The organism is Pseudoalteromonas sp. SG43-7 (genome assembly GCF_014164295.1).
Lineage (GTDB): Bacteria > Pseudomonadota > Gammaproteobacteria > Enterobacterales > Alteromonadaceae > Pseudoalteromonas > Pseudoalteromonas rhizosphaerae.
The window spans coordinates 20,810-36,805 of the sequence record NZ_JACJEY010000048.1; the positions used below are offsets into that span (position 1 = coordinate 20,810).

The window sequence follows — 15,996 nt, forward strand, 5'->3', positions numbered from 1 at the left end:
ACTTAGTGAAAAATAGATATCTTGTAAAATGAATCGTTATAAAAGTTTACAGCAGTTTTTAAATCCGCACTTCGAAGATGAAGTATACCAGCTAGCTGCGATCACCGGAGACGCCAGCTTTCGTCGTTATTTCCGCCTAAATCGCGGTCAAGATAGCTATATAGTTATGGACTCAGATCCAGCTAAGCTCGATAACACTCCTTATATAGAACTCAACAAAGTTTTTTCTGAGCATGGTTTCAAACTACCAAAAATATTACATGCTGATGAAAAGCAAGGGTTCTTCTTATTAAGCGATTTAGGCAACACACATCTTGCTGATATGCTGGATGATAAAGAACGTATAAATCACTATAAACACCTTATAAAACTTAGTGCACAATGGGCAAAAATGCCGCCTGTTGAGCACATGAAAGATTTTGATCGGGCATTTTTAGAATTAGAACTAAGTATTTTTTTAGAATGGTTGGTAGAGAGATTTTTAGAGCTAGAAGTTACTGCTGCAGAACGTAATTTATGGCAAACGAGCTGTGAGTTATTAATTGAAAATATACTCGCGCAACCTAGCGTCACCGTACACCGTGATTTTCATAGCCGTAATATTATGCACAGTGAACAGCAATGGGCAATTATTGACTATCAAGATGCCGTGCAAGGCCCGGTATGTTATGACCTGGTATCGTTACTGCGTGATTGTTATTTTAAACTTCCTCACGATGAACTTGAATACTTACTTGAGCATGCATTTGCTGAGTTTGAGCAACAGGGCTTGCTCAGTAACATCAGCTTTGCAACCTTTAAACAATGGTTTGATTTAACCGGTATTCAACGCCATTTAAAAGCGGCGGGTATTTTTTGCCGGTTAAATTTACGCGATGGTAAACTCGGTTATATGGATAATGTATTACCGACACTGCGCTACATTAGTGATGTGGCGCAAGATCATTCATCGTTGGTGGAGCTGGGTAAATGGATCAGCAGTAAGATTATTCCTGCTACCTTAGTCGCACTTAATAAAGTGCCAACTAAATAATGAAAGCGATGATTTTAGCCGCGGGTCGCGGTCAGCGAATGATGCCACTTACCGCAGAATTACCTAAACCTATGTTAAAGGTGCAAGGAAAACCATTAATCGAGCATCATATTGAGCGACTAAAAACAGCAGGGATCACTGATTTTATTATAAACCTTGCTTGGCAAGGAGATAAGATCCGTGCTTACTTTGGCGATGGTAGCCAGCTTGGAGTACATATTGAGTATAGCCAAGAGCCTGAGCAGGGATTAGAAACTGCAGGTGGTATTATTCAAGCATTACCTTTGCTTGGTGAGCAATTTATTGTTATTAATGGCGATATATTTACCGACTATGATGTTAGTTCATTACTGCATATTCACTTAGATGCGGGCGAGGCACATATTGTGTTGGTTGAAAATCCAGCCCACAACCCAAATGGTGACTTTACGTTGCGTCATCTAAGCGCAGATAGCCCCAAGTATACATTTTCTGGTATTAGTCGCTTTCATCAGCAATTTTTTGCAGGAATTACAGCGGGTACTCATCGCTTAGGGCCATTATTAAAAAGTAAATTGGCTGAGCATGTTGTCTCTACGGAGCTTTATATAGGTAACTGGGACGATATCGGAACTCCAGAACGATTAGCTCAATTGAATGAGTTGTTGATAGAGCAACAACTCATTAAGTAATTCACATATAATAGGAGCGCCTCATGTGGGGTAAAATTTTAGGTGCCTGCTTTGGCTTTATGTTTGGGCGCATTATAGGCTTATTTATAGGCTTATACCTGGGCCATATGTTTGACAAGAGTTTAAAGCAGAACTTTGATAAAGCCGGCGGCTTTTCAAGCTTATTTAAAGGCGATGATGATATTAATCAGCGCCAAGCGTTATTTTTTACTAGCTGTTTTGGAGTAATGGGGCACATTGCTAAGTCAAATGGCCGCGTAAGCGAAACCCACATCCGTGCTGCCAGTTTATTTATGGATGAAATGGGACTCACTGGTGATGATCGCAAAGAGGCACAAGATGCGTTTAAAGCGGGAAAAGACGCTGATTTTTCATTAAAAGAAACTGTTTTCGATTTTAAAGAGCGTTTTGCTCGTCGCCATGATTTATTACAACTGTTTTTAGAAATTCAAATCCAAATGGCGTTTTCTGATGGGGTGTTAGCTGCGCAAGAAAAGGAGCTACTCCAAGAGGTAAGTAAGTTATTAGGGATCTCTAAAACTCACTTTGCATTTGTACTTAAACGTTACCAAGCTGAATTTTCATTTCGTCAGCAACAACAACGCTATCAACAGCAGCAACAACGTCAACAAGGGCAAAGCAGTAGTTATCGTGAAGGCTCAGGGCATCATGTACCGCCAAATAGTGGCATGAGCCGTACTCAAGCGCTGGCTTTGCTGGGGTTAAATAATGAGGCGAGTGAACGAGAAGTAAAAGTAGCGTACCGTAAATTAATGGCGCAGCACCATCCTGATAAATTAGTTTCTCAAGGTTTACCTAAACATATGATGGAACTGGCAGTCAAGAAAAGCCAAGATATTCAAGCCGCTTACGAATATTTAAAAAAGGCGACGTAAAAACCCGTCTACTTCTTTGGTCAAGCGCTCATGTTGCTCAGGCTCAGAGCGCAAACCAAACAGCTCACGTTGGCGGTAATCATATTTACTGTGACGTTTAACCCAGCGTTTTCTATCCGCCACACTCAGCAGTAAGTCCGGGTTATCTATGTTGTAGTAAATATCCAATAACGGCGGGCTAATAGTCGATATAATCGCGTTAAGTTGTTGGTTACGTTTACTGTTTGGTAAATAACTGCTAAGGCTGACAAATGCATCTATGTTGGTATTTGGATATTCGCCATAGTGTTCGAGCAATACTCCCGCAGAGGCACCTTGTGCAATAACAACAATTTTCCCATCTTCATCCAATGCACTTTGATACAACGCATTAAAGCGTGCAATTAAGTTGAGTTTATAATTATCTATTATCGCATTGCTTATATGAGCGATAGCATCAACATGTACAACAGGAGTGGCTGTGTCAGCTGATGGTTCGCCATTGTCTGAACTTGTAGTTTGCTTAGCCGCTGCAGGTTCAGTTGTTTCACTTGCATCCGCAGGTGGCGCTGCTTGCCAATCAATATCGGGTACCGTCATAGCAATTGTGGCATAGCCTAAATCGTTAAGTTGCGTGCGTAAAAAGTTGAGCCCGTTGTTATTGGTAGGTAAGTGTTGCCAATCAGGGATAATCAATACCACACCGCGCTGCTGGGCACTCATGTGTTGGCGATATAAACTTAAAAACTCAGTATCACCAGCGAGTAGCGGTTTTAGTTCATCTTGCGGCATTAGGCGTGATAAATCATTACTGCTGATTGTTGACCATGGTGTGGGTGCAATAAAGTCGGCTGCTTGGGCTGGCATGGCCAAGAAAGTCCCATAAACCAAACTAATTAATTGCCATACTTTAAACTGTTTGCCGATAGCCATATAAACCACCACGATGAATCAATAAGTTGTTATCGGCGTGTACAGCAAAAAGTTTAGTGTGATTTTAAGCTCGTAATTAAAACTCTGGCTCAGCTTCAAAAGTCATAATTTGTGCTGTTCCCGGGTGAGTGAGCTGTAGCATTTGTGCGTGCAATTGCAAGCGCGGGGCAGCAGCCAGGGCATCAGGGTGAGCATAGAGCCTATCGCCTAAAATAGGGTGCCCCAATGACAACATATGCACACGTAATTGATGTGAGCGTCCGGTAATAGGGGTAAGTTCCACACGAGTGGCGTGCAACTCATGCTCCAGTACAGTGTAATGAGTTAAAGAGGGCTTCCCCTTGTCATGATCAACCATTTGCTTAGGGCGGTTTGGCCAATCACAGATCAGTGGCAAATTGACTGATCCCGTTAATGGCTCTAGTTTACCGTACACTCTTGCAATATAGCGCTTTGCAGTTTGGCGTTCTTGAAACTGCATACTTAAATGACGATGAGCCGCTTTATGCATTGCTAAACAAATAATTCCAGAGGTTGCCATATCTAAGCGGTGAACTATTTTTGCCGTAGGAAAAACACGGTTAACGCGAGCTATCAAACAATCGGCGTGTTTAGGATCTTTTCCCGGCACAGTCAAAAGTTCACTGGGCTTGTTGACGATCAGTAAATCATCATCTTGAAATAAAATGGTTAAATACGGATCTAATGGAGGATTGTAGTTAATTAACACGGCCGACCTCAATGATTTATGAGCGCGCTATTTTAGAGAAGTCATCGCTTATACACAATCAATAACGTATTAGATTAGACGCGAGAGTATTAATGAGCGAGTTAATTGGCAAGTAGTCGTTAAGCTGAGGGTATTTTTGGGCAAAAGAAAAGCGCGAACTATCGCTAGTCGCGCTTGCGGAATCTTCTAATTTTTTGCATCCTGCAATTGAACTTAATCAACTCCTAAACTTTACTAATCCATGTGATCACACTGTTACTTGTTCGTTCTGCGTGATATAGGCTATCCGTGCCTCTGTCCTATGTGCTTCCTTTTTATCCTTTTTGGTAATCTCTATTACCGGTCCTTTACGCATCGTCCTGATGCTATCCCTTAGTTAACAGTTCCATTGCGATACCCTTTAGGGCCTGTCCATCTGTCCGCTTTTATAACATCCTGTCTAACAACTCTCTTGCGAGCCCTGTTGTTATTCCTTTTCGCATCATCTTGACGCTGTCCGTATATTTACTATCCTTAGTGCTACTCATCCTGAGCCTGTCCGTGAATCCATTTTTTCCTAACGTAACCTTTAATTCGAGGTTTATGAGTAATCATTCCTTGTCCGTTTACTCATTTAAGCGTCACTGCTTAACCGATGAAGTAAGTATAGAGAGTATCGGCAAACAAAATAGGCTAAAAATAGTAATGAAAATACAGTCATTATTTTGAAATTTAATAATAGTTATTATATTTCATGTGGTTAGTTTGTTTTTAGACTTTTTTTATGATGCTTTATACTCAATAGCTGTCATAACCGTGAGATATATCGCACAAGTGATTTCCATTATGGGCGTGGTTGCCTTTAATAGTGGATGTAATTGTAGTGTTGCTTAGACGATTTCTAATCGTATATGGTTTAAGTTTATTGCATATATCCCTTAAATGATTAAAAACCAATATCTATTAAGGCGCTTTGTAATTCTTTAAAATAAATGCGACTTGCCGATAAATTAGCGGCTATGAATTGTGGGGAAATTGCTCAACAAGACACGTTTGAGCCGCTATTTAGCGCTTCAAGCTCAAAGGTAGTTGCAGAATTTCTTGGTCAGGGCATATACTTGGGTGCAGATGTATTAACAGCAACTGAATATCGTACTGCTTACGGGGGCTGAGTCATTAGTTACTTATCGTCGAGTAAAGCAAGTTGGGTAACTTTGTGTTCGCCCATACCATCTTGAGTTAATACCTTTTCAATCACAAGGCTGTAGTGCAAATACGGTGACTATTTTAAACCGTCGTTTTGTTGCTCTGCATTTTGTGTATAAAGTTATGATCGATGGACAATAAATTGAAGTTGCTGTTTAGTTGGGCCAATCATTTTAGCAAATGAGTAGGTGACAATAAAAATAACACCACACACGGTTAACTTTTTCGCAGATTAAGTGTTTTAGTATTTTTAATTTCATTAAAAACGCCGTGTATGAGATTTTGAGTTAAGGAAATATCATGGCGCAAGCGCAATCTGGAATTTGTGCTGAAGCAAACTTGCACGGTTTACATTTGTTTTTTAATGTATTTGATGGCCACGATGAGTCATTACGCAAAAAATTAAAATACGTTAGCGCTATCCAAGATGAGTTTTCAGATCAGTTTTCTGAATCGATGCTCTCCAGCCTAGTTGCAGTAGGGGCGCAGTACTGGCCGCATATTCTGCCTGAATTTCTGCCTAGTGAATTACAGAGCTTTCCTAATATTACTCATAATGATCATATTATGGGGGCTCAGCCTTTTGATTTATTTGTCCAAATTCGTTCCGATAGGGAAGATGTAAACCATTTATTTGCTTTGCAAATTCTCAAGTTATTTGCCCCCGATGTTGAATTGGTTGAGCAAGTGAGAAACTTTCGATTTTTAGATGGTCGCGATTTTAATGGTTTTATACTCGGTGGTGACACTCCTCATGGTCGCCAAAAGCGCATCACAGCGTTAATCAATAAACCCAACCATTTTGAAGATCAAGGCAGTTACGTACATATACAGCGCTATAAGCATGATTTAAGTGTGTGGCAAAACTTACCTCTGAGTGAGCAAGAGCAAATAATGGGACGCACTCGCTTAGATAATACCTTGATTATGCCAGCGACTGAAAATAGTCATGCTGTACGCACTGAGTTAAAAGATGAGCAAGGGCAACCACTGCAATTAAATCAAAACATGCCTTATGGTGACGTTTACGAACAGGGTATATTAGCGATTAGTTATGCGGCACAGGGAAATGCATTTGAGCAAGTATTACGAAGTCGATTAGGTGATGGCGATTGCTACGATCATTGGCTTGATTTTACTCAAGCCGATATGGGTTCTGCGTTTTTTGCCCCATCAATTAACTTTTTAAAGCAGCTATAAAAAGTTTGAACCGGTAGATTTATACCGTATCAAATAAAATACGCACGCGTTCAAGAGTTACATCAATTTCAGATACTTTAGCTGGAGCGATAAAAATAGTATCGTCACCAGCAATGGTGCCTAGTACGCCATCTGCTTTACCTAATGAATCTAATAGCCGAGCAATTAATTGTGCAGCTCCTGGGCTGGTTCGAATAATGATCATCATTTCGTTATGCATTATATCAATCACTAACTGACGTAATGGGCTTTTCGCTGTAGGTACGCCCATTTCAGCAGGCAAACAATAGACCATTTCTTGTTTGGCATTACGAGTGCGTACCGCGCCAAACTTGCTTAACATCCGCGACACCTTACTTTGACTAATATTATCAAAGCCTTGCTCTTTTAGGGCGTCAACAATCTCACCTTGTGAACCAAAGTTTTCTTCTTTTAAAAGTGCCTTAAAGGCCTTTACTAATGCTTCTTGTTTATCTTGTGGTTGCATATTATAGGTTCTTATTCATAAGTGATGCGCTAATTGTACACAATATTGCATACTTATGCAGTAGTTGTTTGCTTTTGCGATGGATTTTAGTGCTGTAAACCAGCAAGTTTACAACTATGGTCTAAATTATATGTGAAATAAGCAGGATAAATTTGTCTTTAGTCGTTAATTTCATTATCTTTAGAGCCACAAATATTTCCTACCTCAAATTACGGAGAATTCCAATGAAAGTTGCTGTATTAGGTGCTGCTGGCGGTATCGGCCAAGCGTTGTCTTTATTATTAAAAACAGGCTTACCAGCTGGTTCTGAATTATCACTTTATGATGTTGCTCCAGTTGTTCCTGGTGTTGCTGTTGATCTTTCTCATATCCCAACAGACGTTAAAGTTGCAGGCTTTGGTGTTGATGCACTAGATCAAGCGTTAACTGGTTGTGATATCGTTCTTATCCCTGCTGGTATGCCACGTAAGCCTGGTATGGACCGCGCTGATTTATTTAATGTTAATGCTGGTATTATTAAAACATTAGCAGAAGGTATTGTTGCTAACTGTCCAAAAGCATTAGTGGGTATTATCACTAACCCAGTAAATGGCACAGTGCCAATTGTTGCGGAAGTATTCAAAAAAGCAGGTACTTACGACGCGAAACGTGTTTTCGGTATTACCACTCTTGATGTGATCCGTTCAGAAGCATTTGTAGCTGAGCTTAAAGGTGTTGACGTTGCAACTGTGAAAGTACCAGTAATTGGTGGTCACTCAGGCACAACAATCCTTCCGTTACTATCTCAAGTTGAAGGCGTTACTTTCACTGATGAAGAAGTTGCTGCGCTTACTCCACGTATCCAAAATGCAGGTACTGAAGTAGTAAATGCAAAAGCGGGCGGTGGTTCTGCAACATTATCAATGGGTGCTGCTGCTGCACGTTTTTGTATGTCTTTAGTTAAAGGCTTACAAGGTGAAGACGTTGTAGATTACGCTTACGTTGCTGTTGAAAATGGCGATGCTGCATACTTTGCACACCCAGTACGTTTAGGTAAAAACGGCGTAGAAGAAATTCTTTCTTACGGTGAACTAAGCGCATTTGAAGAGCAAGCTAAAAACGACATGCTTGATACGCTGAAAAAAGACATCCAAGAAGGTGTTGATTTCATCAACGCTTAATTGCTAAGTCGATTGATAAAAAAAGCCTGCATTTGCAGGCTTTTTTATGCTCGAAGGATTTTTATACATTAGGTGTTTATTAGTGATTACGATCAACGGCAATACGAGCCAAGCTAACGAGTGCTTCTTTATACGGTGATTCATCTAATACAGATAAACACGCAATCGCTTTATCAGCTTCTTCATTGGCTTTATTCATCGTAAACTCAAGTGCTTTGGTTTCATTGAGGGCACTTAGAATCGCTTCTAAGTGGTCCATACCATTACTGTGCTCAATGGCATCACGGATCAACTGTACTTGCTCAGCATTACCGTGGCGCATAGCATAAAGTAGTGGCAGGGTAGGTTTGCCTTCGGCCAGATCATCACCGATGTTTTTACCTAACTGCTCAGCATCAGCATTGTAATCAAGCACGTCATCCACTAATTGAAAAGCGGTTCCTAAATGCATACCGTAAAGATTAAGCGCTTGCAGTGTCGAGTCGTCTTTTTCGGTAATAATCGCAGCAAGGCCTGTTGCAGCTTCAAATAATTTAGCTGTTTTAGAATAAATTACCTGCATGTAGCTATCTTCGGTGGTATCAGGGTCGTTACAGTTCATTAATTGCAGCACTTCACCTTCGGCAATCACGTTGGTTGCATCAGCGAGTATTTGCATAACTTGCATTTTACCAATACCAACCATCAGCTGAAATGAGCGGGTGTAGATAAAGTCACCAACAAGTACGCTGGCTGCATTACCAAACTCAGCATTTGCTGTCGGTGTTCCTCTGCGTAAATTTGATTCATCAACGACATCATCATGCAGTAATGTAGCTGTGTGAATAAATTCAACAATAGTTGCTAAAGTAACATGATCTTTGCCTTCATAGCCAAGTGCTTTAGCCGCTAAAATAGCCAACATAGGGCGAACACGCTTGCCGCCGCTGTTTACTATATATAAGCCTAGTTGATTGACTAATGCTACATCAGAGCGCATTTGCGCGTAAATTAGTTGATTGACGTCATTCATATCGTTTTCGATTAACGCCTGGATAGCTTTTATATCCATTGATCTCCGAGCCAATTTTAATGGGTATACGGGGCTGATTGTACAACAAAAAACAGCTTTGCTCGACAGTTTGTGACGATTCGCTGAAAAAACACGGTTAAGCAGCTTAATTTAGCCTTAATTTGGAAAGATAACTTTTTTATTTGAGAAAATTTACGTTAATTCAACATGGTTGTTTTTTATTCTTAGCGCGTGTTTGTTCGTGGTGTAATTTATTTGTCATGAAACGCTAAAAAGGCTTGGCATAATGCCAATTTAATATAAAATAGGTGAAAATATTGAATCGCCTTCAATGCAGCTATTTTTTATTCATTTAATTAATAAAACAGGCTTGCTAGTTTTTGCACATTAGCGTAAACTTCGCGCCCTATTGAATAATATTTTAGTTGCGTCGATTTGAGGGCGCACAGACGGAGTTAATTATGTACGCGGTTTTCCAAAGTGGTGGTAAACAGCACCGTGTGACTGAAGGTCAAACAATTCGTCTTGAGAAATTAGACGTTGAGACTGGTGCAGCAGTTGAATTTGATTCAGTACTTTTAGTTGCTGATGGTGAGAAAATCGAGATCGGTGTACCGTTCGTAAACGGTGGTAAAATAACAGCTGAGGTTGTTTCACATGGTCGCGGTGAGAAGATTAAGGTTGTTAAATTTAGACGCCGTAAGCATTCTCGTAAGCAAATGGGCCATCGTCAATGGTTCACAGAAGTTAAAATCACTGGCATTAGCGCTTAATTAGAGGTACTTAGAAATGGCACATAAAAAAGCAGCTGGTAGTACTCGTAACGGTCGCGATTCAGAAAGCAAACGCCTTGGTGTTAAGCGTTTTGGTGGCGAATCAGTTCTAGCGGGTAGCATCATTGTTCGTCAACGTGGAACTAAATTCCATGCTGGCACAAACGTAGGTATCGGTAAAGACCACACTATCTTCGCAAAAGCAGATGGTAAAGTTCAGTTTGAACAAAAAGGTCCTTTAAACCGTAAATACGTAAGCATCGTATCTGAGTAATCAGAATCGGTTCTTAAAAAACCCCGCCTTTGCGGGGTTTTTTGTTTTGAAAATAAATATATACCTAAGCCAAGCCTGCAATCAGCTTGGCTTAGGTATATAATAGTGAAATTAACAAGCCAATCCCTAAAGTGAGTAATCATGAAGTTTGTAGATGAAGTAGAAATTCGCGCAGAAGCTGGAGGCGGTGGCAGCGGCATCGTATCTTTCCGTCGTGAAAAATATGTCCCAGATGGTGGACCAGACGGCGGTGACGGTGGAGATGGTGGTAGTGTTTATCTACAAGCTGATGAAAACTTAAATACCCTAATCGATTATCAGTTTGAGCGTTTTCATAGAGCTGAACGTGGTACTAATGGCCGCAGTCGTAACTGTACCGGTAAAAAGGCTGATGACTTATATGTGATGGTGCCTGTAGGTACTCGGATCATGGATGTTGATACCCAAGAAGGTCTTGGTGATTTAACTCAACATGGTCAAAGAATTTTGGTTGCAAAAGGCGGTTTCCACGGCTTGGGGAATGCGCGTTTTAAATCAAGTACTAACCGAGCGCCTCGTCAAAAAACATTAGGCACACCGGGTGAAGTACGTAACCTTAAACTAGAGCTATTATTATTAGCTGATGTTGGTTTATTAGGTTTGCCAAATGCAGGTAAGTCTACTTTTATTCGTAGTGTATCGGCAGCGAAACCAAAAGTAGCTGATTACCCATTTACTACGCTGATTCCAAATTTAGGTGTGGTACGTCCAGAAGCAAATAAATCATTTGTTATTGCAGATATCCCAGGGTTAATCGAAGGTGCCTCTGATGGCGCTGGCTTGGGTATTCGCTTCTTGAAACATTTAGAGCGTTGCCGTGTATTACTGCATATTATCGATGTAATGCCTGTCGATGGTTCAAACCCAGTAGACAATGCATTTGCAATCATCAATGAGTTGCACCAGTACAGTCCTAAGCTTGCTGAAAAACCACGTTGGTTAGTATTTAATAAAATAGACTTATTACCTGAAGATGAAGCACAGGCGCTATGTGAGCAAATTGCTGAAGAGTTGGGCGAGACTGAAAATATTTATCATATTTCTGCAATTAATAAGCTAAATACTCAACCATTAATTCATAACATCATGACGCTACTCGATAGCATGCCAAAAGAAAAATTTGTGCCAATTGAAGATGAAGAAGTTGAATTCAAATGGGATACTTATCATAAAGATGCCACTAAGAAGAATGATGACGACGACTGGGATAGTTGGGATGATGACGATTATGACGTTGAAGTTGTCTATGAGCGTTAGACTAAAGTAAATTATTTTAAAAGGAGCTGGTGCTCCTTTTTTCTTGTTTAATAAAAAAGTATTAGGTTTTAATGTGAAGATTTCAATGATTGCAGCTATGGCTAAAAATAGAGTGATTGGCCAAGATAATAATATGCCATGGCATTTACCTGCTGATTTACAGCATTTTAAAGCGGTTACTATGAATAAACCAGTAATTATGGGGCGCAAAACATTTGAGTCAATTGGTCGCCCTTTACCTGGTCGACGCAACATTGTTATTAGCCGAAACACTGACTACACTGCAGCTGGAATTGATGTTGTAACATCCCCAGAGGCCGCTATTTCATTGGTGTGTGAGTCTGATGAAGTAATGGTGATTGGTGGCGGGAATATATATCAACAATTTTTAAAAAGTGCCGATACACTTTATTTAACGTTTATTGATCTTGATGTTGCAGGAGATACACAGTTTCCTGATTACGAACAATCAGCAAACTGGCAAGTTGTAGAAGAGCTGTATAATCAACCGGATGATAACAATATTTATGGTTATAAATTTGTCACATTGGATAAAGTTAAGTAACATTATTGCGGTTAGGCTTATAGGTTGATACAATATTAAACAACTAGGGTAGTTATAAAGTATTACACAAGGGTCTACAATGATAAAATTATCAACACTCGTTATTGCTGCAGCTGTTATTTCTGGTTCTGTTGCTTTTAGCGCGCCAGTAAAAGCGGATGATCAGTTAGCTGTTTCAATCTGTGAATACATAGCTGCGGACGATAAAAACCGTTTACGTGATAAGTTAAAAAGCTCACGTGTAAAAATTCGTAATATTTATGATGCAGTACAATGTAATGGTCTTAACTTGCTACGTCATGCAGTTGCCAGTAATGCCGTAGATACCGGTGAATATATTGTGAAAAACTTATCTAAAAGCTCTTTAGAAGATGGAGCAGATATAGCATGGGCCGAAGCAAATGGTCATGGCGGTTCTGCATTAATACCAGCAATTAAAGAACGTGCTGGTTTATAAGTTATAATAAATCATTAAAAAAGTCGCGATATCGCGGCTTTTTTGTATCTGAAACAAAAGTTTAACAGATTCGACCTCTATTGTAATTTTATCTGGTAGAATAGGCAGGTTATAAGCAGTTTAAGCAGTGAACAACTATGTTAAGTCCTTTTTATCAGCAACATGCTGATTATGTCTCTATTTCTCGTGAACAAGGGTGTCGTTTCGCAAAGTGCGTTGCTGATGATTACAATCCACTTCATGATAAAGATGCAAAACGTTTTTGTGTGCCTGGAGATTTATTATTTTCATTGGTATTAAGTCGTTATGGCATCAGTGAAAAAATGGAATTTACCTTTGCCGGCATGGTTGATGAGAATACCAAACTCAACTTCCCTGAGGGCGCAGATGAGTTTGATATTACCAGTGGCGATAAAGTCATGCTGAAGGTTAAGCGCGAAGGTAAAACTAGCCAGTGCCAAACACTCACCGATAGTCTAATAAAAAATTATGTTGAGTTTTCAGGTACAACTTTTCCGCATGTTATTATTCCACTTATGGGCAAACAAGATGTCATGATCAACCCAGCTCGCCCTATGATTATCTATGAGTCAATGTTGATTAATCTCGATACATTAGAGATCCATGCACCGACGTTAGAATACGCAGAGCCGAGTTTTGAATATACAGGCAAGCGTGGGAAAATCACTTTGCGCTTTAACTTGTTAGAAAATGGTGTAAAAGTCGGCTGTGGTGAAAAGCACATGTTGGTATCAGGTATTCAACAATATTGCCAAGATACGGTGGATGATCTAATTACCTTCTATAACCAACGAAAAGAAACCCTCAAACCAGCTTGAACATTTAGCAAGCTTAGAAAGGCGCTGCAAAGCGCCTTTTTTGTTATTCGCTTTGGGCGTACAATAGCGCCATTATTTGTTACACAAAGCTAAACTTATGTCTGCGACTACTTTCTCTGAGTTAAAACTCGATCCTGTACTGCTTAATGCACTTGAACAAAATCAATATCATACCCCTACGGCGATACAGCTAAAAACTATTCCGCTGATTTTAGCTGGTCATGATGTTATGGGGAGTGCACAAACAGGAACAGGTAAAACAGCTGCTTTTGTATTACCTCTGTTACATAAATTACTTAATACACCAAGTAAAGATGAGCCAGGTACTGCTCGAGTACTTATTTTGACACCAACTCGAGAGCTTGCTCAGCAAGTCTTTGCTAGCTTTGAAAAATACGCGCAAGGTACTGATATTAAAGGCGCGCTTGCTTATGGTGGTGCCAGTATTGGCCCGCAAATTAAAGCCATGAAAGATGCACAAGTTGTAGTGGCAACGCCAGGGCGATTGCTGGATCACATAATCAAAGGCAGCATTAAACTATCTAGTGTTGATTCACTGGTGTTTGATGAAGCAGACCGTATGCTTGATATGGGCTTTATTGACGAAATTAAACGTATATTGCGCCATGTTCCCAGTGATCGTCAGACCTTACTATTTTCAGCGACCTTTGACGATAGTGTATTTGAGCTCAGTAAAAAGTTATTAAAAGATCCAAAACTTGTTGAAGTCAATAAACGTAATTCTGCGGCTGTAGAAGTTGAGCAAATCATTTACGCGGTTGATGAAGACCGTAAACGTGAGCTTGTCTCGCACATGATTGGCATGAAAAACTGGCGCCAAGTACTGATCTTTACTCGCACAAAGCAAATGGCCGATCAACTCGCCAAAGAAATGTGTAAAGATGGCTTAAAAACACAGTCAATTCATGGTGATAAATCTCAAGGTGCACGTGATAGAGCACTGCAAGATTTTAAAGAAGGTACCACTCGTGTACTCGTGGCAACCGATGTTGCAGCTCGGGGTCTAGACATAGCGTCGTTAAAGTATGTGATTAATTTTGAATTACCCTATATAGCTGAAGATTATGTCCACCGTATTGGCCGCACTGGGCGCGCTGGCGAGCAAGGCTTAGCGATGTCATTAGTCAGCCTTGACGAGCAGTGGTTACTTGAAGAAATTGAAGTGTTGCTTGATACTCGTCTAACACCGCAGTGGTTAGCGGGCTATGAACCGGATCTAAATAAAAAGCCCAAAGATAATCGCAAAAACTCTAATAAGTCGCGAAAAGACCGAGATAAAAAACGTATTACAGGGCAAAGAGCACCTAGTAGACGCCGTAAATAAAAGCTTTCAGTTTTTAGTTATCAGCTGTCAGTAAAGCTCTAGCACGGCGCTAAAACGAGCGCCGTAGCTTTATTGTTTTATATGCTAAATTCAGTAGTCAATAGTATTAATAATAAAGCGCGATATAACTTTACTAAGCTAGAGTGCCCTCTAAAAAGATAAATTTTTAAATTAAAATCGCAGCTAAAGGTTCTTACTTCAATTTAGTGTAGTTATTTCATATGGTTTATCTGCGGATTTTTTCGTAACCATAATAAGCTTAAACCCTTTACTAAATGCATCAATTACCTGCCAGTCAATACGAACTAATGCGTCTTGAACTTTATCAGCATTGAAATCGCCTGTGGCAACAACGTAGTAAAACATCTGATCTGTTTCTGTCTCAACCTTTATTGCTCCACTAATGTCCAATGATGTATTAAACTTTTTATGGTATTCACTTAGTGTTTTACCTCGCCTTTGGCTTTTATCATGTTTATTAACATAAGGGGAAGCTGTAGCAGGAAGATTGCTAATATCCTTTTTATCAAGAATTTCCTGTAAATAACTGACGTTTGAACTTTTAGCTTGGGAGTACTGTTTTAATGCGGCACAGTTCGCTTTCAACATCTGTAACAAATGAAATTCGCTCACTGCTATATCATCAGAAGCGGTTTCTTCTACTTGTTTACAGGTAGAAAAGTGTACATTCTTCTCTGAACGTAAAGTTAAATCATAATTTAATTTAATGCTCTGGTAATCCATCACAATTTCAGATTCTAAACCTGTAAAATAATTAGTAAATAATTTAGGTTTTATTTCATTAGCAGATAATTTTGAGCAGCTAACACAGATAAATATCGATAATACTAATGATAAGTTTTTCACGGTGTCGTTACCTTTATGCTGTTAGCCGCAGATAGCTTTGCTCTTACGTAGTTATTTCTTTCTGCGCTGAGTTGAGGACGATAGCTTTCTTTAGCTGCTTTAATCCAATCTCCAGTTTTGATTGCTTTATCAAACTCAGTAAACTTCGTGACAATTTTTACTGCACCTAAGTTATACCAATCGGCATAAAGATTAAGTCAATTTTATCCAGTCTCTAGAGCATATGCTTTTAACCGTATCAGGAACAGAAATGAATTTATTCCACGCTTGCGAAACCTGTTCGACTATTTCTTC

Annotated in this window: 17 protein-coding genes; 12 read left to right on the forward strand and 5 right to left on the reverse strand. The window is 39.7% G+C overall.

Translation table 11 applies throughout. The features are described 5' to 3' along the window. The first annotated feature begins 28 nt into the window (after positions 1-28). From H5200_RS17975 to djlA, 3 genes are read left to right on the forward strand one after another with little or no spacing between them, the layout of a single operon-like run. The gene (locus H5200_RS17975; protein ID WP_182762072.1) at positions 29-1,033 is read left to right on the forward strand and encodes an aminoglycoside phosphotransferase family protein; all 1,005 of its coding nucleotides are present in this window, start codon (positions 29-31) and stop codon (positions 1,031-1,033) included. Then, the gene (murU, locus tag H5200_RS17980) at positions 1,033-1,704 is read left to right on the forward strand and encodes an N-acetylmuramate alpha-1-phosphate uridylyltransferase MurU (RefSeq protein ID WP_182739819.1); all 672 of its coding nucleotides are present in this window, start codon (positions 1,033-1,035) and stop codon (positions 1,702-1,704) included. Before H5200_RS17975 ends, murU begins: the two co-directional genes overlap by 1 nt. Before the next feature lie 23 nt (positions 1,705-1,727). After that, positions 1,728-2,600, forward strand: a complete 873-nt coding sequence (djlA, locus tag H5200_RS17985) for a co-chaperone DjlA (protein ID WP_182762073.1) — start codon at positions 1,728-1,730, stop codon at positions 2,598-2,600. On the opposite strand, the gene H5200_RS17990 is transcribed toward djlA, so the two are convergent. Beyond that, entirely contained in the window at positions 2,583-3,512 is a 930-nt protein-coding gene (locus H5200_RS17990; protein WP_182762074.1) for a DUF3530 family protein, read from the reverse strand. The two genes, djlA and H5200_RS17990, sit on opposite strands and share 18 nt — an antisense overlap. 76 nt (positions 3,513-3,588) lie before the next feature. Next, positions 3,589-4,242 carry a bifunctional tRNA pseudouridine(32) synthase/23S rRNA pseudouridine(746) synthase RluA gene (gene rluA, locus H5200_RS17995; RefSeq protein ID WP_149982086.1) on the reverse strand — a complete coding sequence of 218 codons (654 nt, stop codon included), beginning with the start codon at positions 4,240-4,242 and terminating at the stop codon, positions 3,589-3,591. Positions 4,243-5,727: 1,485 nt separating this feature from the next. On the opposite strand from rluA, the gene H5200_RS18000 reads away from it, so the two are divergent. Further along, positions 5,728-6,627, forward strand: coding sequence for a Dyp-type peroxidase (locus H5200_RS18000; protein WP_149982085.1), 900 nt, complete (start codon positions 5,728-5,730; stop codon positions 6,625-6,627). Between the two features lie 19 nt (positions 6,628-6,646). Here the strand turns inward: H5200_RS18000 and argR are convergent, their stop codons facing one another. Continuing rightward, positions 6,647-7,114: a transcriptional regulator ArgR gene (gene argR / locus H5200_RS18005; RefSeq protein WP_145235470.1), complete on the reverse strand. Its 468-nt coding sequence runs from the start codon at positions 7,112-7,114 to the stop codon at positions 6,647-6,649. 224 nt (positions 7,115-7,338) lie between these two features. Here argR and mdh point away from each other — a divergent pair, with 224 nt between their 5' ends. Beyond that, positions 7,339-8,274: a malate dehydrogenase gene (mdh, locus tag H5200_RS18010; RefSeq protein ID WP_145235472.1), complete on the forward strand. Its 936-nt coding sequence runs from the start codon at positions 7,339-7,341 to the stop codon at positions 8,272-8,274. 79 nt (positions 8,275-8,353) lie between these two features. On the opposite strand, the gene ispB is transcribed toward mdh, so the two are convergent. After that, positions 8,354-9,325 (reverse strand): octaprenyl diphosphate synthase, encoded by a 972-nt coding sequence (gene ispB, locus H5200_RS18015; protein ID WP_145235474.1) that lies wholly within the window; start codon positions 9,323-9,325, stop codon positions 8,354-8,356. A gap of 422 nt (positions 9,326-9,747) precedes the next feature. Here ispB and rplU point away from each other — a divergent pair, with 422 nt between their 5' ends. From rplU to H5200_RS18050, 7 genes are all read left to right on the forward strand, one after another. After that, the gene (gene rplU, locus H5200_RS18020) at positions 9,748-10,059 is read left to right on the forward strand and encodes a 50S ribosomal protein L21 (protein WP_006794538.1); all 312 of its coding nucleotides are present in this window, start codon (positions 9,748-9,750) and stop codon (positions 10,057-10,059) included. Positions 10,060-10,075: 16 nt separating this feature from the next. Then, a complete protein-coding gene (gene rpmA / locus H5200_RS18025; protein ID WP_064665557.1) occupies positions 10,076-10,333 on the forward strand; it encodes a 50S ribosomal protein L27 in 258 nt (85 codons plus the stop codon). A gap of 141 nt (positions 10,334-10,474) precedes the next feature. Continuing rightward, positions 10,475-11,629 carry an Obg family GTPase CgtA gene (gene cgtA / locus H5200_RS18030; RefSeq protein ID WP_182762075.1) on the forward strand — a complete coding sequence of 385 codons (1,155 nt, stop codon included), beginning with the start codon at positions 10,475-10,477 and terminating at the stop codon, positions 11,627-11,629. 73 nt (positions 11,630-11,702) lie between these two features. Further along, on the forward strand, positions 11,703-12,194 hold the full coding sequence (gene folA / locus H5200_RS18035) for a type 3 dihydrofolate reductase (RefSeq protein WP_182762076.1): 492 nt from the start codon (positions 11,703-11,705) through the stop codon (positions 12,192-12,194). A 79-nt stretch (positions 12,195-12,273) separates the two neighbouring features. Next, entirely contained in the window at positions 12,274-12,651 is a 378-nt protein-coding gene (locus H5200_RS18040) for a DUF3718 domain-containing protein (RefSeq protein WP_145235479.1), read from the forward strand. Between the two features lie 137 nt (positions 12,652-12,788). Beyond that, positions 12,789-13,490: a DUF3581 domain-containing protein gene (locus H5200_RS18045; RefSeq protein WP_149982081.1), complete on the forward strand. Its 702-nt coding sequence runs from the start codon at positions 12,789-12,791 to the stop codon at positions 13,488-13,490. Positions 13,491-13,587: 97 nt separating this feature from the next. After that, positions 13,588-14,835, forward strand: coding sequence for a DEAD/DEAH box helicase (locus tag H5200_RS18050; protein ID WP_182717146.1), 1,248 nt, complete (start codon positions 13,588-13,590; stop codon positions 14,833-14,835). Positions 14,836-15,033: 198 nt separating this feature from the next. On the opposite strand, the gene H5200_RS18055 is transcribed toward H5200_RS18050, so the two are convergent. Next, entirely contained in the window at positions 15,034-15,702 is a 669-nt protein-coding gene (locus tag H5200_RS18055) for a hypothetical protein (protein WP_182762077.1), read from the reverse strand. Positions 15,703-15,996: the final 294 nt, after the last annotated feature.